At 41.4% G+C, this 21,052-nt stretch carries 17 protein-coding genes and 1 pseudogene; 5 read left to right on the top strand and 13 right to left on the bottom strand.

Annotated features, from left to right (window positions below; all coding sequences use genetic code 11):
- Positions 1-294: 294 nt before the first annotated feature.
- The gene (locus NI467_RS05355) at positions 295-1,353 is read right to left on the bottom strand and encodes an AraC family transcriptional regulator (RefSeq protein WP_253151529.1); all 1,059 of its coding nucleotides are present in this window, start codon (positions 1,351-1,353) and stop codon (positions 295-297) included.
- 115 nt (positions 1,354-1,468) lie between these two features.
- Here NI467_RS05355 and NI467_RS05350 point away from each other — a divergent pair.
- From NI467_RS05350 to NI467_RS05330, 5 genes and pseudogenes are all read left to right on the top strand, one after another.
- Positions 1,469-2,271, top strand: a pseudogene (locus NI467_RS05350) (SDR family NAD(P)-dependent oxidoreductase).
- Positions 2,268-3,014, top strand: a complete 747-nt coding sequence (locus NI467_RS05345; protein WP_253151479.1) for an acetoacetate decarboxylase family protein — start codon at positions 2,268-2,270, stop codon at positions 3,012-3,014. Before NI467_RS05350 ends, NI467_RS05345 begins: the two are co-directional and overlap by 4 nt.
- Positions 3,015-3,042: 28 nt before the next feature.
- Complete coding sequence (locus NI467_RS05340) at positions 3,043-4,281, top strand: NADH:flavin oxidoreductase/NADH oxidase family protein (RefSeq protein WP_253151477.1); 1,239 nt, start codon at positions 3,043-3,045, stop codon at positions 4,279-4,281.
- Positions 4,282-4,296: 15 nt separating this feature from the next.
- Entirely contained in the window at positions 4,297-5,160 is an 864-nt protein-coding gene (locus NI467_RS05335; RefSeq protein ID WP_253151475.1) for a metal-dependent hydrolase, read from the top strand.
- Between the two features lie 344 nt (positions 5,161-5,504).
- The gene (locus NI467_RS05330; RefSeq protein ID WP_253151466.1) at positions 5,505-6,875 is read left to right on the top strand and encodes a phosphomannomutase CpsG; all 1,371 of its coding nucleotides are present in this window, start codon (positions 5,505-5,507) and stop codon (positions 6,873-6,875) included.
- Between the two features lie 48 nt (positions 6,876-6,923).
- Here the strand turns inward: NI467_RS05330 and galE are convergent, their stop codons facing one another.
- From galE to NI467_RS05270, 12 genes are all read right to left on the bottom strand, one after another.
- Positions 6,924-7,940, bottom strand: a complete 1,017-nt coding sequence (gene galE, locus NI467_RS05325) for a UDP-glucose 4-epimerase GalE (protein WP_253151463.1) — start codon at positions 7,938-7,940, stop codon at positions 6,924-6,926.
- Complete coding sequence (gene pgi, locus NI467_RS05320) at positions 7,933-9,597, bottom strand: glucose-6-phosphate isomerase (protein WP_253151461.1); 1,665 nt, start codon at positions 9,595-9,597, stop codon at positions 7,933-7,935. Before pgi ends, galE begins: the two co-directional genes overlap by 8 nt.
- The gene (locus tag NI467_RS05315) at positions 9,597-10,850 is read right to left on the bottom strand and encodes a nucleotide sugar dehydrogenase (RefSeq protein ID WP_253151459.1); all 1,254 of its coding nucleotides are present in this window, start codon (positions 10,848-10,850) and stop codon (positions 9,597-9,599) included. Before NI467_RS05315 ends, pgi begins: the two co-directional genes overlap by 1 nt.
- A 12-nt stretch (positions 10,851-10,862) precedes the next feature.
- A complete protein-coding gene (galU, locus tag NI467_RS05310) occupies positions 10,863-11,738 on the bottom strand; it encodes a UTP--glucose-1-phosphate uridylyltransferase GalU (RefSeq protein ID WP_253151448.1) in 876 nt (291 codons plus the stop codon).
- Between the two features lie 24 nt (positions 11,739-11,762).
- Complete coding sequence (locus NI467_RS05305) at positions 11,763-13,637, bottom strand: nucleoside-diphosphate sugar epimerase/dehydratase (protein ID WP_174660469.1); 1,875 nt, start codon at positions 13,635-13,637, stop codon at positions 11,763-11,765.
- A 128-nt stretch (positions 13,638-13,765) separates the two neighbouring features.
- Positions 13,766-14,935, bottom strand: a complete 1,170-nt coding sequence (locus NI467_RS05300; protein ID WP_253151446.1) for a DegT/DnrJ/EryC1/StrS aminotransferase family protein — start codon at positions 14,933-14,935, stop codon at positions 13,766-13,768.
- Between the two features lie 31 nt (positions 14,936-14,966).
- Entirely contained in the window at positions 14,967-15,620 is a 654-nt protein-coding gene (locus NI467_RS05295) for a NeuD/PglB/VioB family sugar acetyltransferase (protein WP_253151444.1), read from the bottom strand.
- Positions 15,620-16,225, bottom strand: a complete 606-nt coding sequence (locus NI467_RS05290) for a sugar transferase (protein ID WP_253151434.1) — start codon at positions 16,223-16,225, stop codon at positions 15,620-15,622. Before NI467_RS05290 ends, NI467_RS05295 begins: the two co-directional genes overlap by 1 nt.
- A gap of 9 nt (positions 16,226-16,234) precedes the next feature.
- Positions 16,235-17,467: a glycosyltransferase family 4 protein gene (locus NI467_RS05285; RefSeq protein ID WP_253151432.1), complete on the bottom strand. Its 1,233-nt coding sequence runs from the start codon at positions 17,465-17,467 to the stop codon at positions 16,235-16,237.
- A gap of 4 nt (positions 17,468-17,471) precedes the next feature.
- Entirely contained in the window at positions 17,472-18,596 is a 1,125-nt protein-coding gene (locus NI467_RS05280) for a glycosyltransferase (RefSeq protein ID WP_253151430.1), read from the bottom strand.
- Positions 18,568-19,725 carry an O-antigen ligase family protein gene (locus NI467_RS05275; protein WP_253151429.1) on the bottom strand — a complete coding sequence of 386 codons (1,158 nt, stop codon included), beginning with the start codon at positions 19,723-19,725 and terminating at the stop codon, positions 18,568-18,570. The genes NI467_RS05280 and NI467_RS05275 overlap by 29 nt, the downstream gene beginning before the upstream one ends.
- 28 nt (positions 19,726-19,753) lie before the next feature.
- On the bottom strand, positions 19,754-21,052 hold the full coding sequence (locus NI467_RS05270; protein ID WP_253151427.1) for an oligosaccharide flippase family protein: 1,299 nt from the start codon (positions 21,050-21,052) through the stop codon (positions 19,754-19,756).

Genomic DNA, 21,052 nt, shown 5'->3' with positions numbered 1-21,052 from the left:
AACCTAGCGCTATTCGCTGCGCGCTTATGAGACTGTCAAAACTTTCGATCCTACTTAGGCTCATGATCATACTGCTGAGTCGATTGGAATCCCTCACCCTAGATTTGAGAAGCACGATCAAATCATGACCAGCGATTTTTTAGTGGATACACATAATTCAATAACACCTAAACTTGTAGTCCAAGGCACATATTCAAATACTCTCAATGCCCTACGTGCAATAGAAAAGATAGAATGAAGCAATGTCTGATTAAATGGCTCGGCTCGCTTTTGCCTAGCTTTCAAATGTACCAGTCATATAGATATCAAAGAATGCTTAGTTTCTCTAAACTCCGAAGGTGAAATCCCCACCCATTTTTTAAAAGCACGTGTAAAATTGGTGGGTTGTTCATAACCTAAATATTCGGCAATTTGCTGAATACTCATATCACTTTTCGTCAGTAAGTCTTTTGCATCATGTAATCTAATTTCATCCAAAAGACTGGAATAGGTTGTCCCTACATTGTGTAAGTTTCGTTTAAGTGTACGACTTGAAACCGCCATACTTTCTGCAATTTCCTCTAAACTTGGATAACCTTTTCTTGGCGTTAAAATGAGTTTAGACTTTACTTGTAAAGTTATGTCACTGATTTTCAGGACGAAATATTGCTGCTCGATTTTACATTGTTGCAATGCTTGCTGATAGGCAATTGGATCGGCCATGTAGATTGGTATATATAACATTTCCGTTTCAAAATGAATCATATTATTCGGCTGATTAAATTGAATAGTGGGGAGCATCTGCCGGTATTTAGCGTGATAGTTGGGTTCAGACCAGTCAAAGTCTATACCTACTTTTGAATAATCCTCATGTGTTAGAAACTTAGCAGCCTGTACAGCCCCGATCATTATGCATTCATAAAAAAAACGTCTTAATATAAAAATCTGCTCCGCTTGACTCGCCATGATGGGATGTAATTCTTTAATTTCTAAAGAAGACTGATTTGAGTTCTCATGAAAAGTAATTTGATAATGTCGCAAACGCATCGTAAAAAACTGTAAAACCAGTTCAATGGCCTGTTTTAAATTCGCACAACTCATTAGGGCAAATCCCATAGGACCATGAGCTGTCAACCGAAGTGCTACCCCATATTCATAACCCAGCCCATCATGATCAGTGAGTTGCAGGCTTTCCCAAACCAATCGTGACCATTGTCTCGGGGTAATTCTATCCTGTAGTAAAGCTTGGTGTGGAATTCTACTTTTTCTGAGCAGGTCGGTACTGTCTATCCCTTTCTTCGCCATGATTTCAAGCAAAATAACAGCATAGGAAACTGGAATACTGGCACTATTTAGAAGAAAAGGATCTTTCATCTTTTTGCTTTTAATTTTTTTTGTCCCAAATTGATCAGTAGTATGGCTCAAGTCCATCTCACGCTCAAGTTCTGTTCGATGAATACTCTATCTATTATTTTGAAGAGATATTCTTATGGCACTGCCAAAAGCAAATTCAGATTTTAGAGTGGTGATTACCGGTGCTTCATCAGGGATTGGTGAGGAGCTGGCCAAACAATTTTCAAAAATGGGCTATTCATTGCTTCTGGTGGCTCGTCGCGTTGACAAGCTTGAACAACTGGCCCACAGCCTGAAACAAAACACGCCGTCGAAGTCGATTTATATCCATGTGACCTGGCTGATCGTCAGGCAAGAAGTAAATTGAAGGCGTTTTTAACTACCATTCAGGTTTCAGTTTTATGCAATAACGCAGGCTTTGCGACCTTTGGTGCCTTACAGGAACTCGATCCTGAACGTGAAGCAGAAGAAGTAGAAGTCAATGCCGTCACCGTCCATGATTTAACCATCGCTGTACTCCCCCAAATGATTGCACGTAAATCAGGCGCAATTTTAATTGTGGGATCAACCTCTGGACATCAACCCACACCGGCCAACGCAACTTATGCAGCAACCAAAGCCTTTGCAAACTCATTTGCTGAATCATTACATAGTGAACTAAAAGGCACCGGTGTCAGTTGTACTTTACTTGCCCCGGGACCGACCCGTACAGAATTTACCGAAACAGCAGGCATCAGCAAAATTGAGGGGGTTGGTGGTCAACTGGTGTGGGTCAGTGCTGATCGCGTGGCAAAACAGGCCATTGAGGGCATGCGCTGTAATAAACGGATTGTGATTCCGGGCTTACTGGCTCAAGTCCAAACTGTTGGCGGGCGTTATACCCCCCGCGTGATCTTATTGCCGATTCTCAAACACGTTTTTTCGAGATTAAAATCATGAAGCAGTTTATTCAGGATATAAAAACGCCTTTGGCATTGGCCCGTTTAGGCAAGAAAATTTACCACAATGCCCAATATCTGACTGCAGTGGTTGAAGTCGATCCGAAGAAAATGGCGAAATGGTTACCCTCTGGCATGACTTTGGCAAAACCCTATCGTGCCGATTTATTCTGCGCTTATTTTCCTGACAATGTGTATACAGGCGCCTATCACGAGGCCGGTTTATTTGTGCATATCAAGGTCGGTAAAAAATACGGCATTTTCTGTCCGTGGATGATTTTGGACGATGACAGAGCGATGATTATTGGCCGTGAACTGTTAGGCTATCCGAAAAAAATCGGTGAAATCGACTGGCACAATACGGGTACACATATTGTCACCAAAGCGACACGCCGAGGCTCTACTTTAATTGAAATGAAGGCGGAGTTGGGCGCTATATTAGCTCATGCCCCGCCCATTTTAGGTTTACCACATCGCAATATTTCAGGCGGTTTAGGCTTAGGCATTCCCAAAGAAATCCGTTTTACTCCCATCGAACATCCTATTGAAGTCCGCCAAGTCAAAATGCAGCTTCAATTCAATGGCAATGAGAATGATCCATTGCATGATATGGGATTGGGAAATGTGGTTGAGGCACGCTTGCACCGGGTGGACTTATCGGGTGGTTTCATTCCACCAATCCAGCTGCCACGCTTAAGAACACCGCTGTTTTTACTACGACAATTTAACCCACGTATTCTTTGAAAAAAACGACTATAAACAGGTGAATTTTATGAATCAGCATGCAAAAGAAAATGTAGAAGTTAATGTTCTGGCCCAACCATTAAAACTGGCATGTGGGATCAGTATTCCAAACCGTATTGCAAAAGCAGGCATGAGTGAGCAATTGGCTGATCGTTTTGGGGTACCGACTACCGATTTACAGCAACTTTATGCAGTATGGGCAAGAGGCGGTACAGGTCTGTTGGTCACCGGCAATGTCATGATTGACCATCGAGGTCTGGTTGAGCCACGTAATGTCATTCTTGAAAATGATCAACACTTACAGTCGTATCGTTTATGGGTAAAAGCAGTACATGCCAATGGTGGCAAAATCATCATGCAGATTAACCATCCGGGGCGTGTTGCGGTGTTACCTTTGCTGAAACGTCCTGTTGCACCATCAGCTGTAGGTTTAGACCTGCCTGCAATGAATATTATCCGTATTCCAAAAGCCATGACCGAAGCTGAGATTTTGGAGCAGATTCAACGCTTTGCTAAAACTGCAAAATTGGCGATACAAGCGGGCTTTGACGGTGTGCAAGTCCATGCAGCGCATGGTTATCTGATTTCGCAATTTTTATCCCCCTTGGCAAATAAACGGACCGATCAATGGGGCGGGACTGCTGAAAATCGTCGTCGTATCCTGATTGAAACTGTACGAGCCGTTCGTAAGGAAATTGGCGCTGACAGGATTTTAAGCGTCAAACTGAATTCAGCAGATTTTCAAAAAGGTGGATTAAGCCAACAGGAATCTTTAGAAATTGCGTTAGCTCTGGAAGCAGAAGGCATTGATCTTCTCGAAATTTCAGGTGGGAATTATGAATCACCGGCACAATTGGGTTATGCAGCGGACCGTCAGGCACAAAAAGATGCTTATTTTATTGATTATGCAAAAGCATTAAGGCAGCAAAGTCAGCTTGCCTTGATGCTTACGGGTGGAATCCGTCAAAACAGTACTATGCAGCAGCTGATTGCCGAAAATACCGTTGATTTGATCGGTATGGCACGCCCTTTTGCAATGCAACCGGATTTGGCAAAACAGGTGCTGGCAGGTAAATCGGTACAAGCTCAAACCAGTGTACCCTCTATTGGTTATAAACCTGTCGATGCTTATTTACAGCTGGCTTGGCATGCGATGCAATTTAAGCGGATCAGCCAGGGTTTAAACCCCAAAGGCAGTAAGGGTTTGATTCCAACATTCCTACGCTTTGGTCCTCAAATGGGACTGAATATCCTTACGCAAAAATAATAAAAGGACTTCACCATGAAAAGTCTGATTAGCGAAACGCATAGCATTACCCCCAGACGTCCAGCTTTTGATTTTTCCAAAAGCTCTTTACACTGGATCAAGGATGACCCGATTGCATCCAATATATTGAATGTGATTCATCCCATCACACCTGCACCTGAGCGTTGGTTCTGTCAGACTTTTCGTGAGGCTTTGCCTTATATTCAAGATGAAAAACTCAAACAAGCAGCCATTGCCTTTATCAAACAAGAAGCCAGCCATAGCTACGGTCATACCTTGGTCAATCGCCAATTACACATCGTTGAACAGCATTTACAGGATTATCTGAAACTGCTCGACTGGATTTTTGATGACATGATCGGTTCCAATCCCTTGGGGATCAAACTTAAAAATGAAAAATTAAAAAAACACTGGTTAAAAACCCGTTTAGGGATGGTTGCAGCCGCTGAACATATAACGGGTGTGTTGGGTCACTGGGTATTAAATGCGGAAACCCTTGAAAAATCTGCGATAGAAATTGAACTGTTTAGGTTATTACAGTGGCATGGTGCAGAGGAAGTTGAACACCGCGAAGTTGCTGATGCCATGTTTAGATCTATGAGCAATAGCATTACATTGCGAACAGCTTCAGCCGTTTTTATATTTCCACTTTTTTCGATACTCGCCATCCTGGGTATTTATCAAATTATGGAGAAAGATACTGAATTTCCTCAACCATTTAAAATCCGCGATTATTTACGGGCTGCACGTCAAGACCGAGTACCGAAAGCCCAGATGTTATTGAAAGCAGGTATGCGCTATTTTAATCCCAAGCATTCCCCCCTGACTGAAGGAAATACACAGCAGGCTTTGAACTTTTTGAAAAAAATGGGAAGCTAGTCAGTCAGTGAGAGCCTTAAGAAGGCTCTTTTTCTTAAGGTTTATACGGATCAACTCAAGCTATTGTATGACTTGGATGAGTATTGATTCGGTGATCAATCAAGGCAATCTCACTTCTTATTCTTTAAAATTAGCTCAGCATGGTGAACTTCCAGAAAAAATAGAGATAGAATGAACGCTCTTCGAAGAATTTAACTATTGATTTCTTGTCTGAGTATGAAACTTTATTTTTTCTTCTCTTATTATGGAACTATAAATATCAATGCGACCAAGATGGCCCAGTATGAAAATTTATTATTCTCGTACAAGAAACTGGCCTTTTTCTTTCCATGGAGAATATAGAAATGACTAAACTGACCTGTTTCAAAGCCTATGATATTCGCGGCAAATTAGGGACTGAACTGAATACCGAAATCGCCTATAAAATTGGCCGTGCCTATGGACAGATTTATCAGCCTGAGACAGTGGTGGTAGGTTGCGATATCCGCTTAAGCAGCGAAGACTTAAAACAGGCGACCATCCGTGGCTTAAATGATGCAGGGGTCAATGTGCTGGATCTGGGGATGACCGGCACGGAAGAAGTCTACTTTGGCGCGTTCCATCTGGATGTACAGGGTGGGATTGAAATCACCGCCAGTCATAATCCGATGGACTATAACGGCATGAAACTGGTGCGTGAAAATGCTCGTCCAATCAGTGCAGATACCGGCCTAAAAGACATTCAAGCGCTGGCCGAGAGCAACCAGTTTATTGAAACTGCGACCAAGGGCACGGTTCAGACATACAATATTCTGCCTGAATTTATCGATCACCTGATGACTTATATTGATCCGGCCAGTCTCCGTCCAATGAAGCTGGTGGTCAATGCCGGTAATGGGGCTGCAGGCCATGTGATTGATGCCCTTGAAATCAAGTTTAAAGCGCTCAATATTCCTGTTGAATTTATCAAGATTCATCATGAAGCCGATGGCAACTTTCCCAATGGTATTCCCAATCCGATTCTGGTGGAAAATCGTGCCAGTACCCGTGATGCAGTCATAGCCCATGCGGCAGATATGGGGATTGCCTGGGATGGGGATTTTGACCGTTGCTTCCTCTTTGATGAAAAAGGCCAGTTTATTGAAGGCTATTATATTGTCGGTTTACTGGCACAGGCCTTTTTGCTCAAACAGGCGGGTGAAAAAATTGTGCATGACCCCCGTCTGGTCTGGAATACCTTTGATGTGGTCGACCAGTATCAAGGAACTGCGATCCAGTCTAAATCAGGCCATGCTTTCATTAAGGATGTGATGCGCGAACACAATGCAGTCTATGGCGGTGAGATGAGTGCCCATCACTATTTCCGTGATTTTGCCTACTGTGATAGTGGCATGATTCCCTGGTTGCTCGCCATCAGCGTTGTCTCGGAAACCGGAAAATCTCTTTCTTCGCTGGTGGAAGAGATGATCGCCAAATTCCCGTGTAGCGGAGAAATTAACTTTAAAGTCGAAGATACTCAGGCCACGATCCAAAAAATCTTTGAGCATTATGCTGAGCAAAAACCTGAAATTGATCAAACCGACGGAGTCAGCCTAAATTTTGGTACCTGGCGTTTTAATGTCCGGGCATCCAATACTGAACCGTTATTGCGTTTAAATATTGAAAGTCGCCGTGATCAAAATCCACGCCCGATGCAAAGTTATATTGATGAACTAACCCAGCTGATTCAGGGTTAAAAAAAATGGGAGCTTTATGACTCCCATTTTTTATTCAAGCTCCAGCTTTTACCGGTAGCCTTCTGGATTCTGCTTTTGCCAGTTCCAGCTATCTGCGAGCATATCCTCCAGAGTGTATTGCGGTGTCCAGCCCAATTCCTGTACAGCACGGGTATTGTCAGCAAATGAAATCGCGACATCACCTTCCCGACGCCCGACCAATTCAAATGCAATATTGACCCCGTTGACCTGTTCAAAAGTATTTTTGACCTGAAGAACAGAAATTCCGTTACCTGTACCAATATTCCAGGCACGGCAACCCTGTGCATTCAAACGGTTGTTTAATGCGCATAAATGCGCATTGGCCAAATCTACCACATGAATATAGTCGCGCACCCCTGTTCCATCAATAGTGTCATAATCATGACCGAAAATAGACAGTTTGTCCCGACGCCCGACCGCCACCTGCGTCACATACGGCATCAGATTATTGGGGATTCCTTGAGGATCTTCACCGATCTGCCCGCTTTTATGGGCACCCACCGGGTTAAAATAACGCAGCAAGGCAATCGACCAGCGCGTATCTGCAATTGCGGCTTTTTGTAATAGTTGTTCGACTATCAGCTTGGTATAACCATAGTTATTGCTGGGCATACCGGTAGGCATCTGTTCATTTAAAGGAGAACTATTCGCTTCATCATAGACGGTGGCTGATGAACTAAACACCAGCTTAAATACACCGGCGCGCTGCATGGCCTGCACCAGGCTGATGGATCCGGCAATATTGTTATCGAAATAGGCCAGTGGAATTTGCTGGCTCTCGCCTACCGCCTTTAAACCAGCAAAATGAATTACTGCATCGACCGGATTGTCCTGAAACAGCCGATCGAGTAACTGGCTATCCCGAATATCGCCTTCAACAAATGTCAGGTTTTTTTGTGTCAACTGCTGTACACGTCTTAAAGATTCAGCAGAACTATTGGATAAATTATCCAGCACAATCACTTCATGTCCGGCAGTCAATAACTCTACGCAGGTATGTGAGCCGATATAACCCGCCCCACCCGTCACTAAAATATTAGCCATGCTGCTTTCCTAATAAAATCTGAATTAAACCTTGAGTCGAACCATCTAGACCCTTCAAACCCGTCTGCTCCCCATTCAGGATCGGCAGGAGCTGATTGGCAATCTCCTTGCCTTTTTCAACGCCCCACTGGTCAAATGGATTAATATTCCAGAGCACCGACTGCACAAAGACTTTATGTTCGTACAATGCAATCAACATCCCCAGACTATAAGGATTAAGTTCCTGTAATAAGAGGGTGCTGCTAGGCTGGTTGCCTTCATACTGCTTGTAGCTTGGCAGATTTTGTAGCTCGGTCTGATCCAGAGCATCATTGCCAAAGGCCAATAAGCGCGACTGGGCCAGACAGTTAGACAGCGCCAGATGATGCTGTTCAATTAAGGACTCTGCATTATCCGCATAGGTAAACTGCTGGCTGTTATAACGCTGAATGGGTGCAATAAAGTCACAGCTGACCGCTTGGGTTCCCTGATGCAGTAACTGATAAAATGCGTGCTGGGCATTCGGTCCGACTTCGCCCCAAATAATCGGGCAGGTATCCAGTTGCACCTTGTCGCCGTTGCGTTGAATCGATTTCCCATTCGATTCCATTTCCAGCTGCTGTAAATAAGAGGCAAAATATTTTAAGCGTCCGTCATAAGGCAGAATCGCATGGGTCTGAATATTCAGAAAATTGGTATTCCAGGCCCCCAATAGTCCCATCAGCACCGGAATATTCTGTTCCAGGGGCTGATACTGAAAATGCTGGTCCACTGCATAAGCACCGGCAAGCAGCTGTTTAAAACCCTCGACCCCGATGCTTAAGGCAATAGGCAAACCGATACAGGACCAGAGAGAATAACGTCCACCGACCCAATCCCATAACAGTAGCTGGTTCTCTGCTGCAATCCCCCATGCGGTCATTTTTTCAGGCTTGGTAGATACCCCGATAAAATGATGCTTCAAAATATAAGGATGCTGTCCCAGTGCCTTTTCCAGCCATAAACGCACCGTCTGGGCATTAGATAAGGTATCAATCGTTCCAAAAGACTTGGAAGAGATAATAAACAGGGTGGTTTCTGGACGCAGCTGATGCAGCAGGTCCGATAACTGACTGCCATCCATGGTCGAAACGAAATGTACATTTAGCGGCCGGGCAGACGGATATTTAAAGTCGGACAGGGCATGCGTCACCATTAACGGTCCCAGGTCTGATCCACCGACGCCAATATTCACCACATCCTGAATGACTTCACCCGTGGCACCCCGGCGCTGTCCTGCATGAATCTGCTCGACCAGCATATACATGCGGTCCAGTTGCTCATGCACTTCTGCGGCCTGCTCGGCATGTCGCGAATCGTCTTTGGGCAGGCGTAAAGCCCAATGCATAGCAGCACGCTGTTCAGTATAATTGATGCTCTGGGTTGAAAATAAGTCTCCAATCCAGGAGCGCAGATGGTTGGCTTCTGCCCATTGAATCAGGTGCTGCATTACCTGCGGATTGATCCGGTGTTTACTATAGTCAAAAATGACCTGTTCAAACTGCAGGGAATATTGCTTAAAGCGTGTCGGATCTGCTTCAAACAGCTGTCTTAAATGTAGCGATTCAATTTCATTTTTAACTGCATAAAGTTTTTTATACAGGTCTTCTGTTTGAGGATTTTTCAGCTGATCTAACATTAGCGTCCCACCCCGATATAATTAAAACCACGCGCCTTGCTATAAGCAGGATCATAGAGATTACGTCCATCCAGAATCAGGGGATGTTGCATCAGTTTACTTAAGTGCAAATAGTCCGGACTGCTGTATTGTTTCCAGGCAGTCAGCAAACACAGGGCATGTGCTCCTTCAGCGGCCTGATATTGATCCTCACATAAAATCAGGTCATCTCGTGTACCATATCGAGACTGGATATTGGCCAAGGCTTGAGGATCATGCAGTTGCACCGTCACTCCCTGTGCCCATAAGGCTTCCAGCATGGCATGCACCGGAGACTGCTGGATACTCGGGGTATTTTCCTTAAAGGCCCCCCCCCAGATCGCAATCACTTTCCCTTGTAAATCTCCCCGGAAATAATTCCACAGCTTGCGAAATAAAAACTCCTTCTGCTGCTCATTAATTTCCCAGACCTGCCCCAGCAACTGGCTCTTCACTCCCGAGTCTGCTACAGCATGGGTGAGCGTGCGGATATCATGAGAAAAGTTTTCACCGCCAAAGCCCACGCCCGGGAACAGGTAGGCAGCCCCAATCCGGCTATCTGCGGTCATGCCCTGACGGACCTGCTCAATATCAATGCCTAGTTTTTCGGCAACCCGGGCCAGATCATTCATATAACTGATGCGGGTCGCCAGCATGCCGGAAATACTGAGCTTGGTAAATTCTGCATCGAGAATCGGCATAAACAGGTATTGCTGGGCACGCGGAAATAGAGGTCTGAGCAGTTCTTTAATTTTGAGCTGCACTTCTTGACGGTCACAGCCTACAATCAGTTGGCTAGCCTGTACAAAACTCTGCACAGCATTACCTTCCTGAATAATATCAGGTAGATAAACCCAATCATCATTGGGAAGAGAGTGCTGAAAACGCTGTGTGCCTTGTAAGCCCAAGGTAGATGCATTAATCATCAGTTTCGGATGCGCCAAACAGGCATGGCTTAAGGTATCGACCACCTGGAGGGCCAGTGTTTCTTCAGTCGGATTAAAACTCAGAAAAAACACATCCTGATTAAAATCCAGGTGCTGAAAGTCACAATAATTTAAAAACCGGGATTGCTCCTGCTTTTGGAGCAGAAAATTTAAGGACTCATCCTGAAAATTCGGCGGCGGCTCATCGGCCGTAAAGCTATTACACCACACCACCTGATGACCGCATTCAGACAAAAGAGCAGCAAATACCCCTGAAAACAGGGTTCTTCCTAATATTGCGACCTTCATAATCTTCCTTTGTTATTGTGCCAGTTCCTGAATCAGTGCCTTAAACTCAGCTCCAAGTTGAGGATGATCAACCCCATAGTGTAAAACCGCCTTGAGATAACCCAGCTTGCTCCCGCAGTCAAAAGTCTGGCCTTGCATACGATAAGCTTCAACCGGATCAGTTTGCTGTAACAGGGCAATCGCATCGGTCAGCTGGATTTCATTGCCTGCACCTTTGGGAGTCTGCTCCAGCAGCTGCATGATTTTTGCCGGCAGAATATAACGGCCAACCACTGACAGATTAGAGGGAGCCGTTCCGATGGCCGGTTTTTCTACAATCCCCTGCATCACGATGCTTTCGCCTTCTGCTGGCGAATGCGCGACATCCACAATGCCGTACTGATCGACCAGATGCTCAGGCACAGCCTCGACCATAATCTGGGCAGCCTGTGACTGCTCATAATGCTGGATCATACGGGACAGATCATTGTGTTGCTGCTGATCTTTGACCAGTACATCAGGCAGCAATACCGCGAAATCATCCTCGCCAATCACGGCTTTGGCACACAGGACCGCATGGCCCAGACCTAAGGGCTGTGGCTGACGTACACTCGTCACACTCACGCCCGCCGGCAAAATTTCAGTAATTTCCTTCAGCAAATCGGTTTTCTGTTTTTGCGCCAGGGTGGTTTCAAGTTCAAAATTACGGTCAAAATAATTTTCAATCGATGCTTTGGAACTATGAGTGACTAAAATAATCTGTTCAATCCCGGCAGCAATCGCTTCTTTCACCACATATTCAATTGCAGGACGGTCAACCACCGTGACCATTTCTTTTGGAATTGATTTACTGGCCGGTAAAAAACGGGTACCTAAACCTGCAACAGGTAAAATCGCCTTCTTAATCATATGGAATAACCTGACCTCAATATTTTAATTCACTTTCACTTCTTTACCACGTTGATAACCATCAACATAGTGCTCCAGCTGGCTTAATGCCCAATCAATATCCGATTGCACTGCAGTTAACGCATTAAAGCGCTCAAAAACCTGCAATAATTCATCCAGAGGATACATTTTTTCATAAGAACGTAAAATCCGGCTGTGTTGTGTCACTTCGGTATTATCTGCATCAATGAGTAATTCTTCGTAAAGTTTTTCGCCAGGACGTAAACCCGAGTACTGGATTTCAATATCGCCCGCCTGACTGCCAGCTTCTCGCACTTTCAGGCCACTGAGAGCAATCATCTGACGGGCCAGATCCTGAATCCGTACCGGCTCGCCCATATCCAGCAGGAAGACATCTCCGCCCTGCCCCAGCGCACCGGCCTGAATCACCAGTTGAGAGGCTTCGGGAATGGTCATAAAGAAACGGGTGACATCGGGATGAGTGACCGTAATCGGGCCACCTTTGGAAATCTGCTGTTTAAATAACGGCACCACTGAGCCCGAAGACCCCAGCACATTACCAAAACGGACAATACTGATCTGGGTCTGATCCTGAGCTTCCGCCATGGCCTGACAATATAGCTCGGCCATCCGCTTGGTCGCCCCCATCACGTTGGTGGGACGTACGGCTTTATCGGTTGAAATTAACACAAAGGTTTCAACGCCTTTCTTCACCGCAGCATTCACACTAAAGGCAGTTCCAACGGCGTTATTTTTTAAGCCCGCCAGTGGATTACACTCAACCAGTGGCACATGTTTATAGGCAGCGGCATGATAAACCGTTTGTACCTGATACTGCTCGATGACGCGTTCCAGTTTGGCTTCTTCTAAGACTGAACCCAAAATTGGAATAATTTCACAGCTGGCGGTGAGGCGTAACTCTTTTTCAATACTATAGAGGGCGAATTCAGTCAGTTCATAAATCACAATTTTGGCAGGCTGATTTTTGATAATCTGGCGGCAGAGTTCTGAACCGATCGATCCACCAGCACCGGTGACCATCACGACTTTATGCTTAATATTTTTTTCCAGTAACTCGGCCACAGGAGGTACCGGATCACGGCCTAACAAATCAATAATATCGATTTCCTGAATATCAGAAACGCGAATTTCACCATTGACCAGCTTGGTTAGCCCGGGAATTTCTGTAATTTTTAAATGAGCCGGTTCCAGAAACTTGATAATTTCACTTTTACGGCTACGCCCAACCGAAGGCAGGGCAACCAGAATTTCATCAATACCCAGTTTAGCCAGACATTTGAGCGCAACCTGGGGCGTATAGACGGGTATTCCGCCAATATTCTGCCCACTTAAAGAAAGATTATCATCTATAAAAAATACCGGTAAATGCTCATCGGAACGGTACAAGGTGGCTGCCACTTGCTGCCCGGCATCCCCTGCGCCATAAATCGCAATTCTTTTTTTGGGTATACCGGACTGTAAATAGGAACGGACAATCAGGCGAATTACCCCGCGACTCAACCAGACCCAGGCAAACATCATAAAGCCAAACATCAGGGGGATGGATGTTGGAATAAAAGCATGGGTGCTATAAGCCAGTAAATACAAGCCTGTTACGGTCAGAATGGTCGCCAGCCCGAGTTTAACAATAAAAAATTCATTAAACGTACGAACAATAAACTGGTAGCTTCCGCTCACCAAGAGGGCCACGACAGCAATTGCACTTACCCAAAGCGCACCAAAAGGGATATTGGGAACCACTTCTGCGCCCAGATCGAACTGGCGAATGGCATAACATAGCCAGATCAGCACAGGGAAAATACAAAAATCAAGTGCTACCAGGAAGATCTTTTTGGCAGTACGAGGAGATTCGACTAAAGGTAGGATGATTGATTTCACGTGAGATGTCTTCTCAAATTTATTTATAAGTTTTAAGCAACTCTTAGCTAAAAAGCAGGCTAAAAGCTAAACAAATATATAAAATGCACTGTTGATTGCACATTTTATATATTTAAGCTGTTAAAAAGTTATATACGACTAATCACCTGACGAATGCTGTGCTCAGATGCCTGAATATTATTTTCTGTTAAGGTCGGATGAACTAAAAACATTAAGCTGGTTTCACCCAGTTGTTGGGCATTCTTGAGACGCTCCTGAGGACGCCATGCTGTGCCATCAAATGCACGCTCCAAATACACTTCTGAGCAAGATCCACTAAAACATGGTACATCTAGAGCATTAATTTCTGCCATAATCCGGTCACGTGACCAGTCTGCGGGTAAAGCCTCTGTATTGACCTGCACATAGCATTTATACCAAGCATGCGTATAGTCAGCATCCGGTGTATGTACTGTAAAATAAGGGCTATCTTCAAAACAAGCCAAGATTCTTTTAGCATTTTCAGTACGTTTGCGCGTCCATTCCGGCATCTTTTTCAACTGGATACGACCGATCACCGCCTGCATTTCCATCATGCGCCAGTTGGTACCAAAGGAGTCATGTAGCCAGCGGAAACCCGGCGGATGTTGTTTATTATAAATACTGTCAAAGTTCTTGCCATGGTCTTTATAGGACCACATTTTTTTCCACAGCTCTTCATCATTGGTGGTGACCATACCGCCTTCACCCCCTGTGGTCATGATCTTGTCCTGACAGAAAGACCAGGCACCGATATGTCCGATTGAACCGGCAGATTTGCCTTTATATTTCGCGCCGTGCGCCTGTGCACAGTCTTCAATCACATACAGGCCTTTATCGGCAGCCAGTTGCATGATCAGGTCCATGTCACACATCCAGCCGGCCAGATGGACACAAATGATAGCCTTGGTATTCGGCGTAATGACTGCTTCAATGGTACGGCGCGAGATATTCTGTGAATCCAGTTCAACATCGGCAAAAATTGGATTTGCTCCCGCGGTCACAATAGAACTGGCTGAAGCCAGAAAGGTACGTGAGGTGACAATGACATCATCCCCTGCCCCGATACCCAGTGCTTTTAAAGCCACATCGAGCGCCACGGTTCCATTGGCCAATGCCACTGCATACCGGGTGTCTGCAAACTGGGCAAATTCTTTTTCAAACTCACGGCATTCCTGTCCGGTCCAGTAGTTGACCTTATTCGACAATAAAACCTGGGAAACTGCATCCGCTTCTTCCTGAGTAAAACTTGGCCATGGTTCAAATACAGTATTTAACATGATGTGTCCTGAATTTTTAAAATTGAAAAGCTTATTTTTTCTCTAGAATTCGTGCCGGATTACCGATCACCGTGACGCCCGGTGGTACGCTTTTGGTGACTACTGCGCCCATACCGACTACGACACCCTTGCCAATCACCAAAGGTTTGTCAGGTGTACCCTGTTTGATCACGGCACCTGTACCAATATAGGCATGGTCTTCGATATGGATATTACCATTGCATTTCACCCCAGGAGCAAAGGTGACATAATCACCAATGATGCAGTCATGAGCGATATAGCTATAAATATTGGCATGAAAGAATTTTCCAATTTTGATATTGGATGTCAGACAAGTGAAAGGACAAAGTAAGCTCCCTTCACCAATATGGACCTCATCTAGAATAACTGTATTGCCTGCATGAATATCTAGATGCTGTATCTGGTCCTCATTTAAACGCTGAACCAGTTTTTCACGAACTTGACTATTTGCGATAGCAATGGTTACAGCCTTATGGGTATGTGGTCTGGCGAGAAAATCCTGATAACTTAGAACAGCATAGCCATTTAAATTATTGCCAGCTTGGCCATCATCGATGAAAACGAAGTTTTCTTTGGCTAAGGTAGGAAATTGCTGGCGAACCAATGGCATAACTTCTTTACCAAAACCACTTGCACCATACACAGCAATAAATAAAGCTTTCATTATATTTCGTCCTTGCGTTGTGAGCCAGTAAAGCGTGTCATGGTCGCTTCTCCCTCGGCACTGATATCATCTTTTGCTAAAACCTTATGTACCGTTTTAAACATAATTTTAAAGTCGAGCCAAATCGACTGATTTTCGACATACCAGGTATCGAGTTTAAATTTTTCTTCCCAGCCAATCGCATTGCGGCCATTGACCTGCGCGTGACCAGTCATGCCCGGTCTTACATCATGGCGTTTGGCTTGTTCAGGGCTGTACAGTGGCAGATATTCCATCAGTAATGGGCGTGGGCCGACAATACTCATATCGCCTTTAATCACGTTCCAGAGTTCCGGCATTTCATCCAGACTGGTAGAGCGCAGCATTTGGCCAAAAGGCGTTAAACGCTCACTGTCTGGCAATGGATTACCCTGCTCGTCCACAGCATCTTTCATGGTTCGGAATTTGATCATCTCAAAAGGCTTGCCATGTAAGCCGGGACGTACCTGGCGAAACAAGACCGGAGAACCCAGATTTTTTTTCACTTTGTAAGCGACAAAGGCATAAAATGGTGAAAGCAGGATCAGGGCAATGGAGGCGATGATAATATCGAGTAATCTTTTCATTAATCTCAATCACTTTTGCAAGACAATAGTTTCAAGTTTTGTTGCTATTTTAGAATAGTCTAAATGCTGTAAGACGTATGCCTTTCCGCGTTGTCCCATTGCTTGGCGCTCATGTTCAGGTAAATGGTATAGCTGCAAGATTGATTCCGCAATTAATGCTGGATTTTCAGCATTAATAGTTAAACCAGCATCCGCAATTTCAACAATGTCGCCTTTTCCAGAAAAAGCATGAATTATAGGCTTAGCTGAAAAAAGATATTCAGGCAGCTTATTTGGCGCTATACCAAAACGGTAAAGAGAATTTTTTTGCCAGCCTATATAGCAAATATCAAATGTATTTAGCATAGACTGAATTTGTTTTTTTGGAATTGCATCAATAAATGTAATATTATCCAATTCTAAATCTAATGATTTTTGAACTAAATGCTGTTTCTCTTTCCCTGCCCCGACAAGTACGAAATGAATATCTTTATATGCTGATAATAATTTAGCAGCCTCAATTAGATCATCTATCGCATTTGCTACCCCTATTGTACCTGTATAGCCAACAATAAATTTGTTCTTTGGTAACTGTGCTAGAACTTCTAGAGATAAGTCTTCCTTATACATCACCTCATCTATTGATATTCCATTGGGAATCCAATGAAATTTTTTGGGGTTTAACCCCCTACTCGTCATATGTTCTACGGCATTGAATAGATTGGAGAATACATAATCTGACTGTTTATATGCTCGATCTTCAATCCATTGCATGAATCGAACAAATGGATGCTTAGGAGAATGCCCACCCAGCTCAATTAATGTTAAAGGCCAAATATCTCGGACTTCAAAAATAAATTTAGCCTTAAATTTATTTGCGAGAAATTTAGCTCCTAAGTAGCCAATAGGTGACGGAGAAGAATATAAAACTGCATCTGGTCGGTCTGTAATAATTGATGGCAATTTTGTCAGCGCCCAAGAAAATTTAAACCAATTTAGCACACGTTGTTTACTGTGAGCTTCTTGGTATTCAGGTAAATTCACCCATACAAAGGAAAAATTAGGCGTAATTTCTTCAATTAAATATTTTTCAGAAAATTGCTTTGGATTTCTTAAAAGATGGCTATAACGTCCAGCAATCACATAAACCTGATGACCTTGCTTTGCCAATTCTTGCGCAAGATAATAATGCCTTCCGCCCATAGCTGTTTCAGGTGTTGAGCTATATTGGTTAATGAGCCAAATGGTTTCTAAAGAGGACATATTATTAACCTAAAATTTTAGAATAAAATTCAAACAACTTTCGTTCTTCAATATTCCAATTATATTTTTCAAGAACAGCTATACGACCATTTTCACCCATTTTTTTAGCTTCAATACGGTTTGTATTTAAAGTTTTAATCGCGCTAGCAATTGCAGATGGATTCAATGGATCAACACAAAGCCCACACTGTGCTTCATCTACAATGCTACGCCATAATGGAAAATCAGAAGCAATTACAGGTATACCGGCGCACATATATTCAAACATTTTAACTGGCAAAGAATCGAGATAGCTTTGTGTCGGGTGTAGTACCACAAGCCCAGCAAATGATTTAGACAATGTATTTTGAATACCTTCTCTATCTACATAGCCAAGAAAGTCTACTTTTTTCCAACCGTTCATTTGCTTTACTTTACTTTCCAAATTAGCATCAGCAAAATTACCAGCAATAAGTAATCGCGTATCATCTACAAAATCAAGAGCTTCTACCATTTGAGTAATTCCACGCACATCCGCTAAACCACCAATGTAACAAACATGATTATTGTCTGTTACATTTGAATGCTTAATTTTTATGAATTCTTCAGTTTTAGGAAAGTTATTAATATCAATTGTATTAGTATTAATATTTAAAAATTTATCACGAATAAATGGTGTAGCAGCCACAATACCATCTAGTTTTGAACAAGCATATTGTTCATATTTTTTTACTAAAAAAGATAAAATTTTTTTTGTAATAGAATTTAAGTAATGTTTGGATTGAATCTGGTTAGGCAAATCCTCATGCGCATCAAATATGACTTTTTTTCCTAATTTTTTGAGTTTTAAACCAATTGGAATAAGCTCTGGGTCATGAAGATGGTATAAATCTGCATTTAATTCTACCGCTTTTGTATATACCGCTTTAGTAGCATTTAAAATTCTATTTTTACGTCCTAAATAAATACCAACATCGACAATATTAACATCATGAATATTTTCATTACCTTTACCATCCGCAACAACTAAATAAGTATCAAATTGTTTACCAAGCGAGCAACACTGCTTAACAAAAATACGAGTATCAAATCTAGGGTGAGCTGATGATAAATGCGCTATTTTATACATTGATACTACCTTTTTTTTCATGGCTTACCAAAATAATAAAAAGTAATGCCCAAAATGTCGGAAAATTAAGAATAGAAGATGGCACAAAAGTAATCATAAAAAAAATAAATCCACAAATTATTTTTTCCAATGTTGAAATATTACTATTTTTAGACAAATAGAGAGCCACCGTAAAAAAGATACCAGTTAAAAATATTAATCCGTAAATTCCATACAACAGTACTATTTCTATGATAAAAGAGTGTGGATTAACATAAAAAATTGGATCAGAATAAATAGAGTAACTCTTAGCAGCCCATCCCCCGAAATACAAAGATGAAAAATTATCAAAGAAAACAACTATATTACTAAATCTAACTTGAATAGAGCCATCACCACCCAAATCTGTAAAAATATTAGAAAACCTTCTAATCGAATATAAATCAGCATTATTTTTTAGGTAAAAAACATAAATTATGAAAGAAAAAACCATGAGTGAAATAAGACTTATAATTTTTTTTATATTGATCTGTTTGAAATAAAATAGTAAAAGTAAAAGACTATACAAAAACATTGCTGTCCTTGAACCTGCAAAAAAAACAAAAAAACCACTCAAAATTAGTAAATTGCTTTTTTGGCTTATAAAAAAATAGACTGATAATAAAATCAATATTACAGAAAAGTCATTAGGATTTGAAAAAATAGACCTAACCCCATAAGTATTTAAGTTTAAGTCATAACCTTCTAAAGATTTTATAACAGGATTAATCCCATAACCAGTCATCAAAAAAGAAAATTGAAGTAACGCTATTGAAAAAATAAAAAAAGTAAAAACTAATATACTATTAAAAAAAGAAAATCCTTTATTCCTTAGACCCAAAAAAAACATAAAAACAATCAAGATTGATACAAAAGATTTTAAATATTGTAAGTTTTCATAACTAGGATTAACTAATAAACCAACTGTAGCTAAAAAAACAAAATAACTAAAAACTACTATTGATAAAATATCAACATTATATTTGGCTATCTTATTTTTCAATACAAATAAAATAGAAATAATAGTGATTATAAATGATAGACTTACAGCAGGCACTATGATATAAAAAAAAGAACCACACAAAATAAAAAAAATAAAGATTGGTATTAACTTATTAGCATTAAGTATCATACAAATAATTCCTCGACAAAATGAAAGATCATATCCATCGAAAACCTATAGCCAATGAATACATTAGGCATATCAAATTGATACCTAACCCTAATTTACTAAAACTCTTACTCCATACTTTTGCCGAAAAAAGTGTTTTTAATAGCAAATAAAAATAAAATGCTACTGCGATGGATATTGCAGCACCCAAAGCACCAAGCTTGACTATTAAAAGCATACTCAATATAAAATGTAATATAAGGCTTATACAAGAAACATAAATCATTTTAGTAGTATTTTTAGTGATTGAAATTCCAATTCCAGATACTTCGGCAACTGTATAAAATAAAGTTGGGAGCACAAGCAATGGAAGTAAATAAATAATTGAAATATATTTTTGTGGAAAAAATAAAGAAAGAACTGGACTCAAGACAAATATAATGCTTACAAACAACAAACCTATTAAGCTGACAGCTACTACCATCTTATTAATAATATGAGAATTTAGTTTCCCATTTTTATGTAAAAGAAAAGCTTTTGGTGTCCAAATTGTATTAAAAATACTACCAAAAATTGCAACACCTCCAGCTAAACTTATTGCGATTGTATATAATGCCAACTCATAATCACTTGAAAATATTTTAACATAAAACCTATCTAAATATCTTAAACCCCAGAATAAAAAATTTGATATTAACAAAGGAAAACCATATCTCAATAAATTAATAATTATTTTTTGACTCAATTCCTCCTTAAATGATCTTAAAATTAGTGATTTATTAACAAGTATAAAGTAAATGTTTACCATCAAAATTGAAAAGAAATAAGCAAACATCAATATTTGAAAACTTGGAGAAAACAAACCAAATGAAGGTAATAAAATAATAATTAGGAAAAAAAACTTAGGTAATATTTGGCTTAAAGAGAACAGTAAAGCTTGGTTTTCCATGCGTTGAATTAGTGAAAGTAATCGATTTAACACCACTAAAAAAAATGAAATCATTATTAAAATAGTGATTAATTGTGACTCTACACCAAACAAAATAAAACTAATTTTTTTATAAAAAATTATATTCAGTAACAACAATACTAAAACCATTGGCATGAATATTACTATTGCTGTATTTTTAAATAGTTGCGGTTTATTTTCCGAATCAAAATATTCTCTTACAAATGACTGATCCACACCAAATGTGAGAATCAATGTTGAAAAAGCCATTAGAGCTTGTATTATAGCATACCCAGCAATTGCCTTCTCATCATATGACCAAGCTAAAATTGGTACTACTGCAAGCGAGAGAATACCAACACCCACTGGTCCAATTGCATATTGTAAGATTTTATTCAT

The sequence above is a fragment of the Acinetobacter sp. S4397-1 genome, assembly GCF_024129285.1.
Classification (GTDB): domain Bacteria; phylum Pseudomonadota; class Gammaproteobacteria; order Pseudomonadales; family Moraxellaceae; genus Acinetobacter; species Acinetobacter lwoffii_C.
Note: the sequence above shows the minus strand (reverse complement) of the source record. Positions and strands in the feature narration are given on the sequence as shown.

Coding starts and splice junctions, on each gene's coding strand:
- NI467_RS05285 (WP_253151432.1), bottom strand. CDS start 17,467: ATGTCCTCTTTAGAAACCATTTGGCTCATTAACCAATATAGCTCAACA.
- NI467_RS05355 (WP_253151529.1), bottom strand. CDS start 1,353: ATGAAAGATCCTTTTCTTCTAAATAGTGCCAGTATTCCAGTTTCCTAT.
- galU (WP_253151448.1), bottom strand. CDS start 11,738: ATGATTAAGAAGGCGATTTTACCTGTTGCAGGTTTAGGTACCCGTTTT.
- NI467_RS05315 (WP_253151459.1), bottom strand. CDS start 10,850: ATGAAGGTCGCAATATTAGGAAGAACCCTGTTTTCAGGGGTATTTGCT.
- galE (WP_253151463.1), bottom strand. CDS start 7,940: ATGGCTAATATTTTAGTGACGGGTGGGGCGGGTTATATCGGCTCACAT.
- NI467_RS05330 (WP_253151466.1), top strand. CDS start 5,505: ATGACTAAACTGACCTGTTTCAAAGCCTATGATATTCGCGGCAAATTA.
- NI467_RS05275 (WP_253151429.1), bottom strand. CDS start 19,725: ATGATACTTAATGCTAATAAGTTAATACCAATCTTTATTTTTTTTATT.
- NI467_RS05340 (WP_253151477.1), top strand. CDS start 3,043: ATGAATCAGCATGCAAAAGAAAATGTAGAAGTTAATGTTCTGGCCCAA.
- NI467_RS05300 (WP_253151446.1), bottom strand. CDS start 14,935: ATGTTAAATACTGTATTTGAACCATGGCCAAGTTTTACTCAGGAAGAA.
- pgi (WP_253151461.1), bottom strand. CDS start 9,597: ATGTTAGATCAGCTGAAAAATCCTCAAACAGAAGACCTGTATAAAAAA.
- NI467_RS05295 (WP_253151444.1), bottom strand. CDS start 15,620: ATGAAAGCTTTATTTATTGCTGTGTATGGTGCAAGTGGTTTTGGTAAA.
- NI467_RS05345 (WP_253151479.1), top strand. CDS start 2,268: ATGAAGCAGTTTATTCAGGATATAAAAACGCCTTTGGCATTGGCCCGT.
- NI467_RS05335 (WP_253151475.1), top strand. CDS start 4,297: ATGAAAAGTCTGATTAGCGAAACGCATAGCATTACCCCCAGACGTCCA.
- NI467_RS05270 (WP_253151427.1), bottom strand. CDS start 21,052: ATGAATAAAATCTTACAATATGCAATTGGACCAGTGGGTGTTGGTATT.
- NI467_RS05290 (WP_253151434.1), bottom strand. CDS start 16,225: ATGAAAAGATTACTCGATATTATCATCGCCTCCATTGCCCTGATCCTG.
- NI467_RS05280 (WP_253151430.1), bottom strand. CDS start 18,596: ATGAAAAAAAAGGTAGTATCAATGTATAAAATAGCGCATTTATCATCA.